This window comes from Micromonospora sp. NPDC048170, from assembly GCF_040652795.1.
Taxonomy (GTDB): domain Bacteria; phylum Actinomycetota; class Actinomycetes; order Mycobacteriales; family Micromonosporaceae; genus Micromonospora.
In genome coordinates this window covers 369,512-382,656 of the sequence record NZ_JBEZMR010000004.1, presented here as the reverse complement: position 1 = coordinate 382,656, position 13,145 = coordinate 369,512, and the positions used below count along the sequence as shown (strand labels likewise).

The following is a 13,145-nucleotide window of genomic DNA, read 5'->3' as shown; positions in this document are numbered from 1 at the left end:
GGGGGCCGTACGGTGGTGACGTGACCGACTTTCACATCCGCTACGGCAGCGAGGTTGCCGACGCCCTGCGCGACGGGCGTCCCGTCGTCGCCCTGGAGAGCACCATCGTCTCGCACGGCCTTCCCCGGCCGGACAACCTCCGGGTGGCCCGACAGATCGAGCAGGCCGTCCGCGACGCGGGCGCGGTCCCGGCGACCATCGGCATGGTCGGTGGCCGGCTCGTGGTGGGACTGGACGACGCCGAGCTGACCCGGCTCGCCACCGTCGACGGGGTCGCCAAACTCTCCGTACGCGATCTCGCCCTCGCTGCCGCGAGCGGCGCGGACGGTGCCACGACCGTGGCCGCGACCAGCGCGGTCGCCGCCGCCGCCGGGATCGGGGTGTTCGCCACCGGCGGCCTCGGCGGGGTGCACCGGGAGGCCGCGCAGACCTTCGACGAGTCGGCCGACCTGGTCACCCTGGCCCGGACGCCGATCGCGGTGGTCTGCGCCGGCGTCAAGTCGATCCTCGACGTGGGCGCCACCCTGGAGCGGCTGGAGACCCTCGGTGTCGGCGTGGTCGGCTTCCGGACCCGCCGCTTCCCCGGCTTCTTCATCACCGACGGCGGCTTCGACCTGGACTGGTCGCTGGACTCCCCGGAGCAGGTCGCCGACGTGCTGGCAGCGCGGGAACAGCACCACGTGCACCACGGCGGCCTGATCGTCGCCAACCCGCTGCCGACCGACGAGCAGCTCGACCCGGAACTGCACGACCGGACCCTCGCCGCAGGGCTGGCGCTGCTGGAGCGCGACGGCGTGACCGGCAAGGCCGTGACGCCCTACCTGCTCGCGCACTTCCACTCGGCGACCGAGGGGGCGAGCCTGGCGGTGAACGTCCGGATCATCCTGCGCAACGCCGACCTCGCCGCCCGGATCGCCGTCGCCGCGGCCGCCCGCCGCGCCGGGGCATGAGCGCAGGCCGCGTCCTCGTCGTCGGTGACCTGATCACCGACGTGGTGGCGGTGCTGGCCGGGCCGATGGCCACCGGCTCGGACACCCCGGCGGCGATCCGGTTCAGCGGCGGCGGGCAGGCCGCCAACACCGCCGCCTGGCTCGCCGCCCAGGGCGTACCGGTCACGCTGGTCGGCGCCGTCGGCGACGACGCCGCCGGGCGGGACCGGGTGGCCGAGCTGGAGCGCGCCGGGGTCGACTGCGCGACGACCGTCCACCCCGACCGCCCCACCGGCACGGTCATCGTGCTCGCCACGGCCGGGGAGCGGACGATGATCACCGAGCGGGGGGCCAACCTGCTGCTGGCCCCGCAGGACGTCGACGCGGCGCTGGCCGCGGCACCGGACGCGCGGCACCTGCACCTGTCCGGGTACACCCTGCTGGACGCCGAGTCCCGCCCGGCGGGGCTGCGGGCCCTGGCCGCCGCGCGCGAGCACGGGCTCACCACCAGCGTCGACGCGGCCTCCGCGGCCCCGCTGCGGCGGGTCGGCGCGGCGGCCTTCCTGTCCTGGGTACGCGGAGTCGACCTGCTCCTGGTCAACGCCGACGAGGCCACGGTGCTGGCCGGCGGGCTGGAGCCGGCGGCACAGGGGCGGGCACTGTCGGCCTCCGCCCGGCGGATCGTCGTCAAGCAGGGCGCGGCCGGGGCCGTCTGGGTGGACCGGGAGTCCTCGGCCACCGTGGCGCCGGCCCGCCGGGTGGCGGTGGTCGACGTCACCGGAGCCGGGGACGCGTTCGCGGCCGGACTGCTGACCGCCTGGCTCAAGGGCGCGGAGCCGGCAGTGGCGCTGGGCCGGGCCGGCGACCTGGGCGCCCTCGCGGTCTCCCAGATAGGCGCCCGCCCCACCTCCTGACACGTCCCCCGCGATCTTGCAGTTAGCGCCCCACCCATGCCCTCTTCACGGCTTTTGTCCGGGCAGAAGTTGCAAGATCGCGGGGACATCCCGAGGCAGGACGGGGTTGCGGTGGGACAGGTTGTAGTGAGGTGAGGGTCAGGGTTCGGCGTCGATGACCTTGTGGGGGCGCTCCTCGGCCGTGAGGCTCATCGGCGAGGTCTCGTCCCGGTGCCGTGGCTTGAACCGGTTGGCCAGCCGGTGCTGCTCCTTGGGCGGCCGGTCGTTCGCCAGCATGACCGCCAGCCACGGGACGACCACCATGCCCAGGGCCACCATCGGCAGCCAGAGCCAGAGCAGCGGGGCCTGTACGCCGACCAGGACGGCACCGACGATCACACAGGCCACCCGGATGCCCATCATCAGCACATAGCGCTTCTGGCGACTGGTGAGCTGGTCGTCCTGGCTGCGCGAGGCGTCGGTGATCAGAATCGGCTGGTACGCCTGACGCTTCACCACGGACCTCCTCCAAGGGGGTTACGCCTCATCCTGTCACCTGCCGCGCGTGATCAGCGAAATTCGCTCCACCCGGCATCGTGTTACCTGCGTGGTACGCTCGCGCCGTGGGCAGCAGGTTCAGCTTCACCGACGAGGCGTTGGCCAACCTGAGGGTCTACGACGTCACGCCCGGGGAAGTCTGGGAGGCGCTGCACAGCGCCCGTCGGGTGATCCGGCACCTCGGCGACGACGTGATGGTCGTCTACGCCGCCGCCGGGCGGGGGCGTCGGCTGGCCGTGCTGCTCGCCGAGGCCGACGGCACCGACAACGACTGGGACATTCTCTCCGCCCGTGAGCTGAGCGACGTCGAGGCGAAGCGCTACGACGACGCCGTGCGGAGACCTCGCCGACGAGGAGGCGGTGACGATGAACCGTAACGACGCGACCAAGCAGTTCCACAGCGGCGGTGACCGGCTCGCGGAGCTGATCGACGGGAGCCAGCCGGTGGAGCTGCCCACCCCCGACACCGACACCCCCATGGTCAGCCGCTCGGTGCGCCTGCCGCTGGAGACGTACGAGCAGGTCCGTGCCGCCGCCGACGCGCGTGGCATCGGGGTCACCACGCTCATGCGGCAGTGGATCGAGGCCGGCCTGGCCGACCTGGACGACTCGGCCACGGTCTCCCTCGCCGACGTCCGGCGCGCGCTGGCCGCCCTGTCCCGGCCGACCGCCGCCTGATCCTCACGTCAGCCGCCGGCGGTCTTCGCCTTCGCCGCCGCCTTCATCTGCTGCTTGTACTCGCGCACCCGGCGCAGCGAGTCCGCGCCGGTGATGTCGGCCACCGACCGGTTGACGTCCGGGTCGCCGTAGCCGCCGGCCGCCTCCCGCCAGCCCTCCGGCGTGACCCCGAACCGTTTGCCGAGCAGCGCGAGGAAGATCTGCGACTTCTGCTTGCCGAAGCCGGGCAGGTCCTCGATGCGGCGCAGCAGTTCCCGGCCGTCGGCGGCGTCCGACCAGAGCCGGCTGGCCTCGCCGTCGTACCGGTCGACGAGGACCCGGCACACCTCCTGCACCCGGGCCGCCATCGCCTTCGGGAACCGGTGCAGCGCCGGCGGCTGGGCGAAGAGGGCGAGCAGCGCCTCCGGGTCGTGGTCGGCCAACTCGCGGGCGTCCAGATCCCGTCCGAGGCGCTGCGCCAGCACGTACGGCGAGGAGAATGCCTTCTCCATCGGCACCTGCTGGTCGAGGACCATGCCGATGAGCAACGCGAGCGGGCTGCGCTCCAGCAACCGGTTGGCCTCGGGATCGATGGGTAGTGCGAGCGTCATGGCGACAATGCTGTCACCACCCGGTCCGGCCGGTACCCGGACACGCGAGTCACGTACCGCGGATCGGTTCCGGGAGTGGCGACGGCCGCGCCGGAGGATCGCCCGGGTGGCCACATGCCGGCGCCGGGCACCAGGCAGGATGGCGACGTGGACGGACACGACATGTTGCTCTCCCCCGCCGGGGTCGAGGCGCTACGGACGGCGCTGACCCGGGCCGGGTTCACCTCGAACGGCATCGCCAACCGGCTCGGCCCGCAGGCCACCGGTGGGGTGGCCCGCAACGACTTCCGGGCCGCGCTGCGCGCCACCGAGGACCGCGACCCGCTCGGCACCCTGATCCGGGTGTTCATCTGCGAGCAGACCGAGCCGGAGGCCGCCGTGGCCGCCGCGCTGGCGCCGCTGGCGCTGGACGAGGCGCTCGCCGGGGGCCTGGTCGAGCGGCACGGCGACGGGCTGCGGATGGGCGTGGACCTGGAACCGTACGGGGACGACTGGTGGGTGCTCGCCGACGTGCCCGCGAGCGCCCGGCCCGGCCGCCCGTTGCACACCGAGCACGTCCTCGGCATCGGCGGAGCGACGCAGACGCTGATCGGGGCGACCGTCCGCCGGCCCGTCGAGACCGCGCTGGACCTGGGCACCGGCTCCGGCGTGCAGGCTCTGCACCTGGCCACCCACGCACGTCGGGTCACCGCCACCGACGTCTCGGCGCGGGCGCTGCGCTTCGCCGCCACCACCGCCGCGCTCAACGGCCAGGACTGGGAACTGCTTCGCGGCGACATGGTGGCGCCCGTCGCCGGGCGGCGCTTCGACACGGTGGTCAGCAACCCGCCGTTCGTGGTCGGCCCGGGCACCACCACGCACGTCTACCGCGACTCGGGGCGGGTCGGCGACGCGATCGGCGCGGAACTGGCCGCCGCCGCGCCCGGCCTGCTCACCGAGGGCGGCACCATGCAGTACCTGGCCAACTGGGTGCACGTCGCCGGCGAGGACTGGGCCGAGCGGGTGGCCGGCTGGTTCGCCGGAAACGGGCTGGACGCCTGGGTCATCCAGCGCGAGGTGGCCGACCCGATGGCGTACGTCAACCTGTGGCTCACCGACGTCGGCGAGGCAGCCGACCCTCGGCGGATGGCGGACTGGCTGGACTGGTTCGACGCGCACAAGGTGGAGGCGATCGGCTTCGGCATCGTCTCGCTGCGCCGCTCCGGCCACGACGACCCGGTCGTCCGGGTGGAGGACCTGCGCCAGCGGGTCGAGACGCCGCTCGGCGACCGGGTCGGCACGTGGTTCGACCGTCAGGACTGGCTCCGCTCCCGCGACACCGACGGGCTGCTCGCCGCCCGCTACCGGGCCGCCGACGGTCTCCAACTGCGGCAGGAGGCCACCATGGGCGACGAGGGCTGGGCGGTCGACCGGCAGGTGCTGGCCATGCCGCACGGCCTGCGCTGGACCGAGGAGATCGACCCTCTCGTCCTGGCCCTGGTCGGCGGGGCGGACGGGCGGCTGACGCTGCGCGACCAGCTCGTCCTGCTCGCCGCCGCGCACGACGTCGCCCCCGGGGAGCTGGCCGAGGCGGCCGGGCCGATCGTCGCGCACCTCGTCGAGCGCGGCTTCATCGAGCCGGTCGCCGACTGATGCGGGCCGTGGTGCAGACCGTCGGCCGGGCCGGTGTGACGGTCGACGGCGAGGTGGTCGGCGCGATCGACGACGGGCTGCTGGTGCTGCTCGGGGTGACCCACACCGACACCGCCGAGACCGCCCGCACGATGGCCCGCAAGGTGCACGAGCTGCGGATCCTCGACGAGGAACGCTCCGCGGCGGACACCGGCGCGCCGATCCTGGTGGTCAGCCAGTTCACCCTCTACGGCGACGCCCGCAAGGGCCGGCGCCCGAGCTGGACGGCGGCCGCCCCGGCGCAGGTCGCGGAGCCCCTGGTGACGGCGGTCGTGGAGGAGCTGCGGGCCCGGGGCGCGAAGGTGGAGACCGGCCGCTTCCGCGCCCACATGCTGGTCGAGAGCGTCAACGTCGGCCCCCGCACGGTGCTCCTCGACCTCTGACGGGCCCGCCCTCCCCGCCCTCCCCTGCCGGTCACGGGTCGACGGCGGCGCCGGAGACCACCGTCGCCGTCGACCTCGTGCCCGTCGCCGGAGAGGCCAGGAGGAGAGGACAGTCAGCCGAAGAGGCCGCGGCGCTGGAGCGACTGACGGATCCAGGCGTCGAGCTGGGCGGTCCAGTCGGTGCGCTCGGCGGTGGCGTGGTCGATGGCGAAACGGCCGAAGGCGTCCCGGCCCTCGGTGAACAGGCCGCCGCGCTTGTCCAGCTCCAGCACCACCTGGATCTGCTGCGGGTCGGTGACGAACGTGACCTCCAGCTGGTTGATCGCCCGGGCGTACTGCGGTGCCGGGTAGAACTCGATCTCCTGGTAGAAGGGGAGGCTCTGCCGCACGCCGTAGATGTGGCCCCGCTCCACGTCGGCCCGGGCGAACCGGAAGCCCAGCCGCAGGAACGCCTCCAGGATCTTCTGCTGGGACGGCAGCGGGTGCACCGCCACCGCGTCCAGGTCGCCCTTGTCGACCGCGCGCGCCACCTCCAGCTCCGTACGCAGCCCCATCGTCATCCCGTGCAGGTGCTGCCCGTACAGCTCGGTGAGCGGCGTCTCCCACGGCACGGCGAAGCGGAACGGGATGTCGTGGCGCTGCCCCGCGTCGAGCCGGAACGCGCCCGTCGCGGCCTGCCGGTGGAACTCCTGCGTGGTCTCGTAGTCGTTGTCGCCGCTCTCCACCTCGACGCGGGTGACCAGCCCCAGGGCGACGTACGACACGTCGACGGGGTGGTCGCCGCCGGCCACGTGGATGACGCCCTCCAGTTGGCCGCCGGGGCGGCAGTTCGGATTCGCCAGTACGGTTTCCACCGACGGGCCACCCACACCCATAGCCTGCATGAGCCGCTTGAAGACCACGACACCCTCCATAACCTTTTCCGGTGCGCCGACGTCGCCGGCGGGAGCCGGCCTCGCTGGCCGACCGCTGGCACCGTAACCGCCTCCGGCAAGCAGCGCTCGGCGACGAGCCGCCCACGCTGAGCAGGCAATCGACGGAATTCGTGTCGGGTCCCCGATCGCCTCACTCCCGTTTCACGCCCCGCCCGCCAAGCTGTGTGTCACACCGGCACCACTGGGCCGGCTCCAACGGCACAGACGTGGACACGGGGAGAAACTGAGATGGCCCTGCAGATGATGGAGCACCGGACGCGCTCGGCCGGCACCACCGAGGCCGCGAGCGCCACCGACACCCTGACCGACCTCGACGCCACCGACGAGCGCGGCGTCTCGACGGACCTGGTCCGGGCATACCTGAACGGAATCGGGCGGACGAAGCTGCTGACCGCCGCCCAGGAGGTCGACCTGGCCAAGCGGATCGAGGCCGGGTTGTTCGCCGAGGAGAAGCTGGCGACCTGCACGCCGGTCTCCGCCGAGTTCCGCGCCGACCTGGAGTTGATCGTCGTGCAGGGCCGGGCGGCGAAGAACCACCTGCTGGAGGCCAACCTGCGGCTGGTGGTCAGCATCGCCAAGCGCTACACCGGCCGCGGCATGGCGTTCCTCGATTTGATCCAGGAGGGCAACCTCGGCCTGATCCGCGCCGTCGAGAAGTTCGACTACGCCAAGGGCTACAAGTTCTCCACGTACGCCACCTGGTGGATCCGGCAGGCCATCACCCGGGCCATGGCCGACCAGGCCCGCACCATCCGCATCCCCGTGCACATGGTCGAGCAGGTCAACCGCATGGTCCGGGCCCGTCGCGAGCTTTCCGTCTCGCTGGGACGCGAGCCCACCGTCGCCGAGGTCGCCCGGGCCATGGACGTCCCGGAGTTCCAGGTGATCGAGCTGATCTCGTACGACCGGGAGCCGGTGAGCCTCGACCAGGCGGTCGGTGAGGACGGCGAGAGCGCGCTCGGCGACTTCGTCGCCGCCGTCGACCCGAGCGCCGAGCCGGGTGACGCCGCCGCGAACGGCGAGCTGCGCAACGAGGTGAGCATCGTGCTCTCCACCCTCTCGCAGCGGGAGCAGGCCGTCATCCGGCTCCGGTTCGGCCTCGACGACGGCCGGCAGCGCACCCTCGACGAGGTCGGCCGGGAGTTCGGCCTGTCCCGGGAGCGGATCCGGCAGATCGAGAAGGTGACCCTGCTGAAGCTGCGCGCCCCGGAGCGGGCTCAGCGCCTGGAGGCGTACGCCTGCTGAGGTTTTCCTGACCACGTGAGGCCCCGGCGGTTCGCCGGGGCCTCGCGTCCGTCCGGGTCGTGGTCCTTGACCCCGGCTGCTCCCTGGGCTACCAACAGGTGTGAACTGGACCCTGGAAGTGGTGATCGTGCCGGTCTCCGACGTGGACCGGGCGAAATCGTTCTACGCCGACCAGCTCGGCTTCGCCGTGGACCACGACACGGTGATCAGCGACGACGCGCGGGTCGTGCAGCTCACCCCGCCGGGCTCCGGCTGCTCGATCGTGATCGGCAAGGGGGTGCTGCCGGACATGCCGCCGGGTTCCCTCAAGGGGCTCCAACTGGTCGTGCCCGACCTGCGCCGGGCGCGGGCCGAGCTGGTCGGGCGGGGTGTCGAGGTCAGCGAGATCCAGGTGATCGGCGAGAATCCCCGTCCCGTGCCGGATCCGCTGGACAATGTCGGCTTCGTCCACTTCGCCGACCCGGACGGCAACGCCTGGGCCGTGCAGCAGATCTCCGACCGGGCCTGACTGCTCCGCCGCCGCTCACAAAGCGTCAGGAAGGGGCCTTCCTTACAGCCGGCGGGGGCCGGTGTCCGGGCGGGGGACGGCGGAACCGATGCGCACGGTGGCGTGCAGCACCGAGATGCCGTCCGGGCGGGCGAGCACCGGGTTGAGGGTCAGCGCGCGGACCCGGGGCTGCTCGTCGGCGAGCCGGCCCACCCGCAGCAGCAGGTCCGCCAGGGCCGCCCGGTCCACCGGCGCCGCGCCCCGATGCCCGCGCAGCAGCGGCGCCGCCCGGGGCTCGTCGACCAGCTCGGCAGCGTCCAGATCGGTCAGTGGCACCGCCCGCCAGGCCCGGTCGCCGAGCAGCTCGGTGGCGACACCGCCGAGCCCGAAGCCGACCACCGGGCCGAACGCCGGGTCCTCCACCAGCTCGACCACGCAGGCCACGCCGGGCGGGACCATCGGCTGCACCAGGACGTCCGCGCCGAAGACCGCCGCCATCTCCGCGTACGTGCGGCGCACCGTGGCCGCGTCGGGCAGGTCGAGCCGGACCGCGCCGAGGTCGAGCCGGTGCCGCAGGCCGGGGGCGGCAGCCTTGAGGGCCACCGGGAAACCCAGCCAGGCCGCCGCGTCGGCGGCCTCCCCGGCGGACCGCGCCGGCACCGACTCGACCACGTCGATGCCGTACGCGGCCAGCAGCCCCACCGGATCGAGGGCCTCGGGGCGCAGGGCGGTGTGCGCCGCCTCCCGGTCGACCCGGGGCAGCTCCGGCGGCACCCCGGCGGGCCGGCGCAGCCAGTCGGCGTACTCGGCGACGCGGGCGAGGGCACGGACTGCCTCCTCCACGCTCGGGTACGCCGGCACCCCGGCGGGCACCCGCCCGACCAGGAACGTCGCCACCGTCGGCTTGCCGGCGGCGGACGCGCTGGGCAGTGCGGTGGTGAAATCCGCCTCGGTGTCGGTGAGCTGGCCGGGCAGCGGCGGGGCGAACACCGCCACCAACGCGTCCACCTCGTCGTCGGCGCCCGTCTCGGCGAGCGCGGCGGCGAACTCCGCGGCGCCGGCGCGCGGGCCGACGTCACGCGGGTAGCCCGGGGCGACGGTGAGCCCCTGCGCGGCGCAGGCGGTGGCCGCCAGCCCGGTCAGCGCCGAGGAGTTGCCGACCACGCCGACCCTCGGCCCGGCCGGCAGCGGCTGGTGGGCCAGCAGCACCCCGACGTCGAGCAGCTCGGCGACGGTGTCCACCCGGATCACGCCGGAGTGGGCGAACAGCGCGCCCACGGCCACCTCGTCCGGGCCGGCGGAGTCACCCACGCCCGGCGGCCGGGCCGGTGAGGCGAGCGCCACCACGGGCTTGTCCCGGCCGATCCGGCGGGCCAGCCGGGCGAACTTGCGCGGGTTGCCGAAGGTCTCCAGGTACAACATGATCACGTCGGTGCCGGGGTCGTCCTGCCAGTACTGGAGCAGGTCGTTGCCGGAGACGTCGGCCCGGTTACCGGCCGAGACGAAGCTGGACAGGCCCAGCCCGCGCCGGTCCGCCTCGGCCAGCAGCGCCACCCCGAACGCGCCGGACTGACTGAAGATGCCGGCCCGGCCCGGCACCGGCAGTCGCGGGGCGAGGGTGGCGTTGAGGCGTACCGCCGGGTCGGTGTTGGCCACCCCCAGGCAGTTCGGGCCGACCACCCGCATGCCCGCCGCGTGCGCCGCGCGGACCAGCGCGCGCTGCGTGGCGGCGCCCTCGCCGCCCGCCTCGGCGAAGCCCGCCGAGATGACCACCAGGCCGTGCGCGCCGGCTGCGGCCGCATCGGCCACCACCTCCCGCGCCGCCTCCGGCGGGACCGCCACCACGGCCAGGTCGACCGGCACGCCGGCATCAGCCGCCGAGGGGTACGCGGGCAGCCCGGCGACCGTCGCCGCGCTCGGATGCACCGGGATCACCGGGCCGGTGTAACCGCCGTCGCGCAGGTGCCCGAGCACCGCCGCGCCGACGCCCTGCCCACTGGCGCTGGCGCCGTAGACGGCGACGCCACGCGGGGCGAGCAGCCGGGCGATGGAGCGGGCCTCGGTGCGGTGCTCCCGGCCGCGCTGCACCTCCAGCGTCGCGTCGGTGGGCGCGATCGGGAAGGTCAGGTGCACCACCCCGTCGGCGAACTGCCGCTGCACCTGGTAGCCGAAGTCGGAGAAGACCCGCAGCATCGCACCGTTGGCCGGCAGCACCTCCGCCACGAAGTTGGCGATGTCGTTGCGGCTGGCCGCGTCGGCCAGGTGCTCCAGCAGCACCGAACCGATACCCCGGCCCTGGTAGGCGTCCTCGACCACGAACGCCACCTCGGCCTCGGGCGCCTGTGGGCCGAGCCGCTCGTAGCGGCCGACGGCGACGATCCGGTCGCCGACCAGCACCACGAACGCCTCCCGGTCGCGGTGGTCGACGTTGACGAAGCGTTGCAGGTCCCGCTGGGGGATGCGCGGATACGGCGAGAAGTAACGCAGGTAGCGGGTGCGCTCGGAGAACCGCGAGTGCATCGCCACGATGCCCGGCCCGTCCGACGGACGGATCGGGCGCAACTGCACGGTCGTGCCGTCGCTGAGCAGCACGTCCACCGGTTGTTCCACCGTGGTCACCCGTTCGGCCCTCCCCCGGCCGGCTCAGTCGCGCGGATCGTGCGGGTCGAGCCCGAACAGTGGGAAGGCGGTCTTGCGGGCCGCCGCGATCGCCCGGTCCACCGCCGTCGGCTCGCCCGTCGGCTGCCACGGCTCGTACGACGGGTCGATGTCGTCGGTCATCCGCAGCGGGATCTGCCGCCCCGGCCGGCGCGCGGTGGCCAGCTCCCGCCAGGCGGGCGGGGTCAACGTCGCCGGGTCGATCGGCTCCCCCGTCGCCACCGCGAGCAGGTGTGTCCAGGCCCGGGGCACCACCTCGACCAGCGCGTACCCGCCACCGCCGGTGGCCACCCAGCGGCCCTCGCAGAGTTCGTCGGCGAGGGCCCGCAGGGCCAGGTAGGTGGCCCGCTGACCGTCGACGGAGAGGTTCAGGTCGGCGAGCGGGTCGAGCCGGTGCCCGTCGGCGCCGCACTGGGTGAACAACACCTGCGGCCGGAACGCGCGCAGCACCGACGGCACCACCGCGTGGAAGGCGCGCTGCCAGCCGGCGTCGTCCACGCCCGGCGGCAACGGAACGTTGACGGCGCTGCCCGGCGCCTGTGAGCCGCCCGTCTCGTCCGGGAAGCCGGTGCCCGGGAAGAGCGCCAGCGGCGTCTCGTGCACGCTGACCGTCAACACCCGGGGGTCGTTCCAGAAGATCTGCTGCACCCCGTCGCCGTGGTGCACGTCCACGTCCACGTACGCGACCCGCTCGGCGCCGAGGTCGAGCAGGCGGGCGATGGCCACCGCCGGGTCGTTGTAGACGCAGAACCCGGCGGCCCGGGCCGGCATGGCGTGGTGCAGCCCACCGGCCACGTTGACCGCCCGCCGGGCCTCGCCCCGCCAGACCGCCTCGGCCGCCGCCACCGAGGCCCCGGCGACCAGCGCGCTGGACTCGTGCATCCCGTCGAAGACCGGATTGTCCGAGGTGCCCAGCCCGAAGCCGGCGAAGAGCGGGTCGCGGGGAGCCACCCGCACCGCGTCGAGGTAGCGCGGGTCGTGCACCCGGGTCAGCAGCGCGTCGCCGGCCGGCTCCGGCTTCACCAGCCGCACCCCCGGACGCTCCAGGACGCCGAGCTCGCGGGCGAGCGCGACGGTCAACTCCACCCGTACCGGGTCGAGAGGATGATCTCCCATGTCGTAGGCGAGCAGGGACTCGTCCCACACCACCACCGTGTCCTCGGACATGGCCTCATCGTCGCACGCGCTCCCGGACGCACCCGCACACGCGCTGCTCAGCCGGCCGGTGTCGCCGGCGCACGGCGTGCTCAGCCCGGTGTCGGTCCGGTGGCCACCGGTCGGGTCGGGTCGGCGACCCAGTTGCTCCACGATCCGACGTAGAGCGCCGCGTCCGGTCGGCCGGCGAGGTGCAGCGCCAACACGGCCTGGGCGGCGGTCACCCCCGACCCGCAGTACGCCCCGACCGGCCGCCCGTCGCCCACCCCGGCCGCGGCGAACCGTTCGCGCAGGACGTCGGCGGCCGGGAACCGGCCCTCGGCGACGTACTCGGGCGCCGGCAGGTTCACGGCACCGGGGACGTGGCCGGCGACCGGATCGATCGGCTCGGTCTCGCCCCGGTAGCGCGGTGCGGCGCGCACGTCGAGCAGGACACCCTCGCCGGCCGCGGCCGACCGGGCTGCCTCCCCCGCGTCGAGCACCGGCAGCGCGCCGGGGCGCACCTCGACGTCGCCCGGTGCCGGGGCCGGCACCGCCGTGCTGGTGGGCAGCCCGGCGGCCAGCCACGCGGGGAAGCCGCCGTGCAGCAGCCGTACCGGCCGGTGGCCCGCCCAGCGCAGGGTCCACCAGGCGCGGGCGGCGGCCATGCCGTCGCCGCCGTCGTACACCACCACGGGATGACCGGCCCGGACCCCGGCGGCCCGCAGCACGGCCTGGAGCGCGGCGGGGTCGGGCAGCGGGTGGCGGCCCACGGGGCCGGGCGGCCCGCAGAGCGCGGTGTCCAGGTCGACGAAGACCGCGCCGGGGAGGTGGCCGGCGGCGTAGTCGTCCCGGCCGGGCGGGCCGACGAGCCGCCAGCGGACGTCGAGCAGGGTGGGCGAATCGGCGTGGCCGAGTTCGACAGCGAGCCGGTCGGCCTCCACCAGAAGATCCTCGGTTCCGGGCATGGCGTCCAGTCAACAC

General features: G+C 74.3%; 14 protein-coding genes. 8 read left to right on the top strand and 6 right to left on the bottom strand.

The genetic code is table 11. From position 1 onward, the window contains the following. The first annotated feature begins 20 nt into the window (after positions 1 to 20). Complete coding sequence (locus tag AB0D32_RS10295) at positions 21 to 950, top strand: pseudouridine-5'-phosphate glycosidase (protein WP_357087309.1); 930 nt, start codon at positions 21 to 23, stop codon at positions 948 to 950. Next, on the top strand, positions 947 to 1,843 hold the full coding sequence (locus AB0D32_RS10290; protein ID WP_357087307.1) for a PfkB family carbohydrate kinase: 897 nt from the start codon (positions 947 to 949) through the stop codon (positions 1,841 to 1,843). Before AB0D32_RS10295 ends, AB0D32_RS10290 begins: the two co-directional genes overlap by 4 nt. Positions 1,844 to 1,981: 138 nt before the next feature. Here AB0D32_RS10290 and AB0D32_RS10285 read toward each other — a convergent pair whose 3' ends face one another. Next, the gene (locus AB0D32_RS10285) at positions 1,982 to 2,338 is read right to left on the bottom strand and encodes a DUF3099 domain-containing protein (protein ID WP_357087304.1); all 357 of its coding nucleotides are present in this window, start codon (positions 2,336 to 2,338) and stop codon (positions 1,982 to 1,984) included. A gap of 107 nt (positions 2,339 to 2,445) precedes the next feature. On the opposite strand from AB0D32_RS10285, the gene AB0D32_RS10280 reads away from it, so the two are divergent. Continuing rightward, on the top strand, positions 2,446 to 2,757 hold the full coding sequence (locus AB0D32_RS10280) for a hypothetical protein (RefSeq protein ID WP_357087302.1): 312 nt from the start codon (positions 2,446 to 2,448) through the stop codon (positions 2,755 to 2,757). Further along, a complete protein-coding gene (locus tag AB0D32_RS10275) occupies positions 2,747 to 3,058 on the top strand; it encodes a hypothetical protein (RefSeq protein WP_091634101.1) in 312 nt (103 codons plus the stop codon). The genes AB0D32_RS10280 and AB0D32_RS10275 overlap by 11 nt, the downstream gene beginning before the upstream one ends. Positions 3,059 to 3,066: 8 nt before the next feature. Here AB0D32_RS10275 and AB0D32_RS10270 read toward each other — a convergent pair whose 3' ends face one another. Continuing rightward, complete coding sequence (locus tag AB0D32_RS10270; protein ID WP_357087299.1) at positions 3,067 to 3,648, bottom strand: HhH-GPD-type base excision DNA repair protein; 582 nt, start codon at positions 3,646 to 3,648, stop codon at positions 3,067 to 3,069. Between the two features lie 147 nt (positions 3,649 to 3,795). Here AB0D32_RS10270 and AB0D32_RS10265 point away from each other — a divergent pair, with 147 nt between their 5' ends. Together AB0D32_RS10265 and dtd are read left to right on the top strand one after the other, a co-directional pair. Continuing rightward, entirely contained in the window at positions 3,796 to 5,280 is a 1,485-nt protein-coding gene (locus tag AB0D32_RS10265) for a methyltransferase (RefSeq protein WP_357087297.1), read from the top strand. Further along, the gene (gene dtd / locus AB0D32_RS10260) at positions 5,280 to 5,702 is read left to right on the top strand and encodes a D-aminoacyl-tRNA deacylase (RefSeq protein WP_357087295.1); all 423 of its coding nucleotides are present in this window, start codon (positions 5,280 to 5,282) and stop codon (positions 5,700 to 5,702) included. The genes AB0D32_RS10265 and dtd overlap by 1 nt, the downstream gene beginning before the upstream one ends. A 113-nt stretch (positions 5,703 to 5,815) precedes the next feature. Here the strand turns inward: dtd and AB0D32_RS10255 are convergent, their stop codons facing one another. Continuing rightward, a complete protein-coding gene (locus AB0D32_RS10255; protein WP_357087293.1) occupies positions 5,816 to 6,604 on the bottom strand; it encodes a sporulation protein in 789 nt (262 codons plus the stop codon). A gap of 273 nt (positions 6,605 to 6,877) precedes the next feature. Between AB0D32_RS10255 and sigB the strand changes: the two genes are divergently transcribed. Then, on the top strand, positions 6,878 to 7,882 hold the full coding sequence (gene sigB, locus AB0D32_RS10250; protein ID WP_357087453.1) for an RNA polymerase sigma factor SigB: 1,005 nt from the start codon (positions 6,878 to 6,880) through the stop codon (positions 7,880 to 7,882). A gap of 100 nt (positions 7,883 to 7,982) precedes the next feature. Further along, entirely contained in the window at positions 7,983 to 8,390 is a 408-nt protein-coding gene (locus tag AB0D32_RS10245) for a VOC family protein (RefSeq protein ID WP_357087291.1), read from the top strand. Between the two features lie 42 nt (positions 8,391 to 8,432). Here AB0D32_RS10245 and AB0D32_RS10240 read toward each other — a convergent pair whose 3' ends face one another. From AB0D32_RS10240 to AB0D32_RS10230, 3 genes are all read right to left on the bottom strand, one after another. After that, on the bottom strand, positions 8,433 to 10,988 hold the full coding sequence (locus AB0D32_RS10240) for a GNAT family N-acetyltransferase (RefSeq protein ID WP_357087288.1): 2,556 nt from the start codon (positions 10,986 to 10,988) through the stop codon (positions 8,433 to 8,435). A gap of 24 nt (positions 10,989 to 11,012) precedes the next feature. Next, positions 11,013 to 12,194 (bottom strand): acetoin utilization protein AcuC, encoded by a 1,182-nt coding sequence (locus AB0D32_RS10235; protein WP_357087286.1) that lies wholly within the window; start codon positions 12,192 to 12,194, stop codon positions 11,013 to 11,015. Between the two features lie 80 nt (positions 12,195 to 12,274). Further along, the gene (locus AB0D32_RS10230) at positions 12,275 to 13,129 is read right to left on the bottom strand and encodes a sulfurtransferase (RefSeq protein ID WP_357087284.1); all 855 of its coding nucleotides are present in this window, start codon (positions 13,127 to 13,129) and stop codon (positions 12,275 to 12,277) included. Between the last annotated feature and the right edge of the window lie 16 nt (positions 13,130 to 13,145).

Excerpts from the sequence above, each read along its gene's own strand:
- dtd (WP_357087295.1), top strand. The coding sequence starts at position 5,280 with ATGCGGGCCGTGGTGCAGACCGTCGGCCGGGCCGGTGTGACGGTCGAC.
- AB0D32_RS10235 (WP_357087286.1), bottom strand. The coding sequence starts at position 12,194 with ATGTCCGAGGACACGGTGGTGGTGTGGGACGAGTCCCTGCTCGCCTAC.
- AB0D32_RS10270 (WP_357087299.1), bottom strand. The coding sequence starts at position 3,648 with ATGACGCTCGCACTACCCATCGATCCCGAGGCCAACCGGTTGCTGGAG.
- AB0D32_RS10275 (WP_091634101.1), top strand. The coding sequence starts at position 2,747 with ATGAACCGTAACGACGCGACCAAGCAGTTCCACAGCGGCGGTGACCGG.
- AB0D32_RS10230 (WP_357087284.1), bottom strand. The coding sequence starts at position 13,129 with ATGCCCGGAACCGAGGATCTTCTGGTGGAGGCCGACCGGCTCGCTGTC.
- sigB (WP_357087453.1), top strand. The coding sequence starts at position 6,878 with ATGATGGAGCACCGGACGCGCTCGGCCGGCACCACCGAGGCCGCGAGC.
- AB0D32_RS10290 (WP_357087307.1), top strand. The coding sequence starts at position 947 with ATGAGCGCAGGCCGCGTCCTCGTCGTCGGTGACCTGATCACCGACGTG.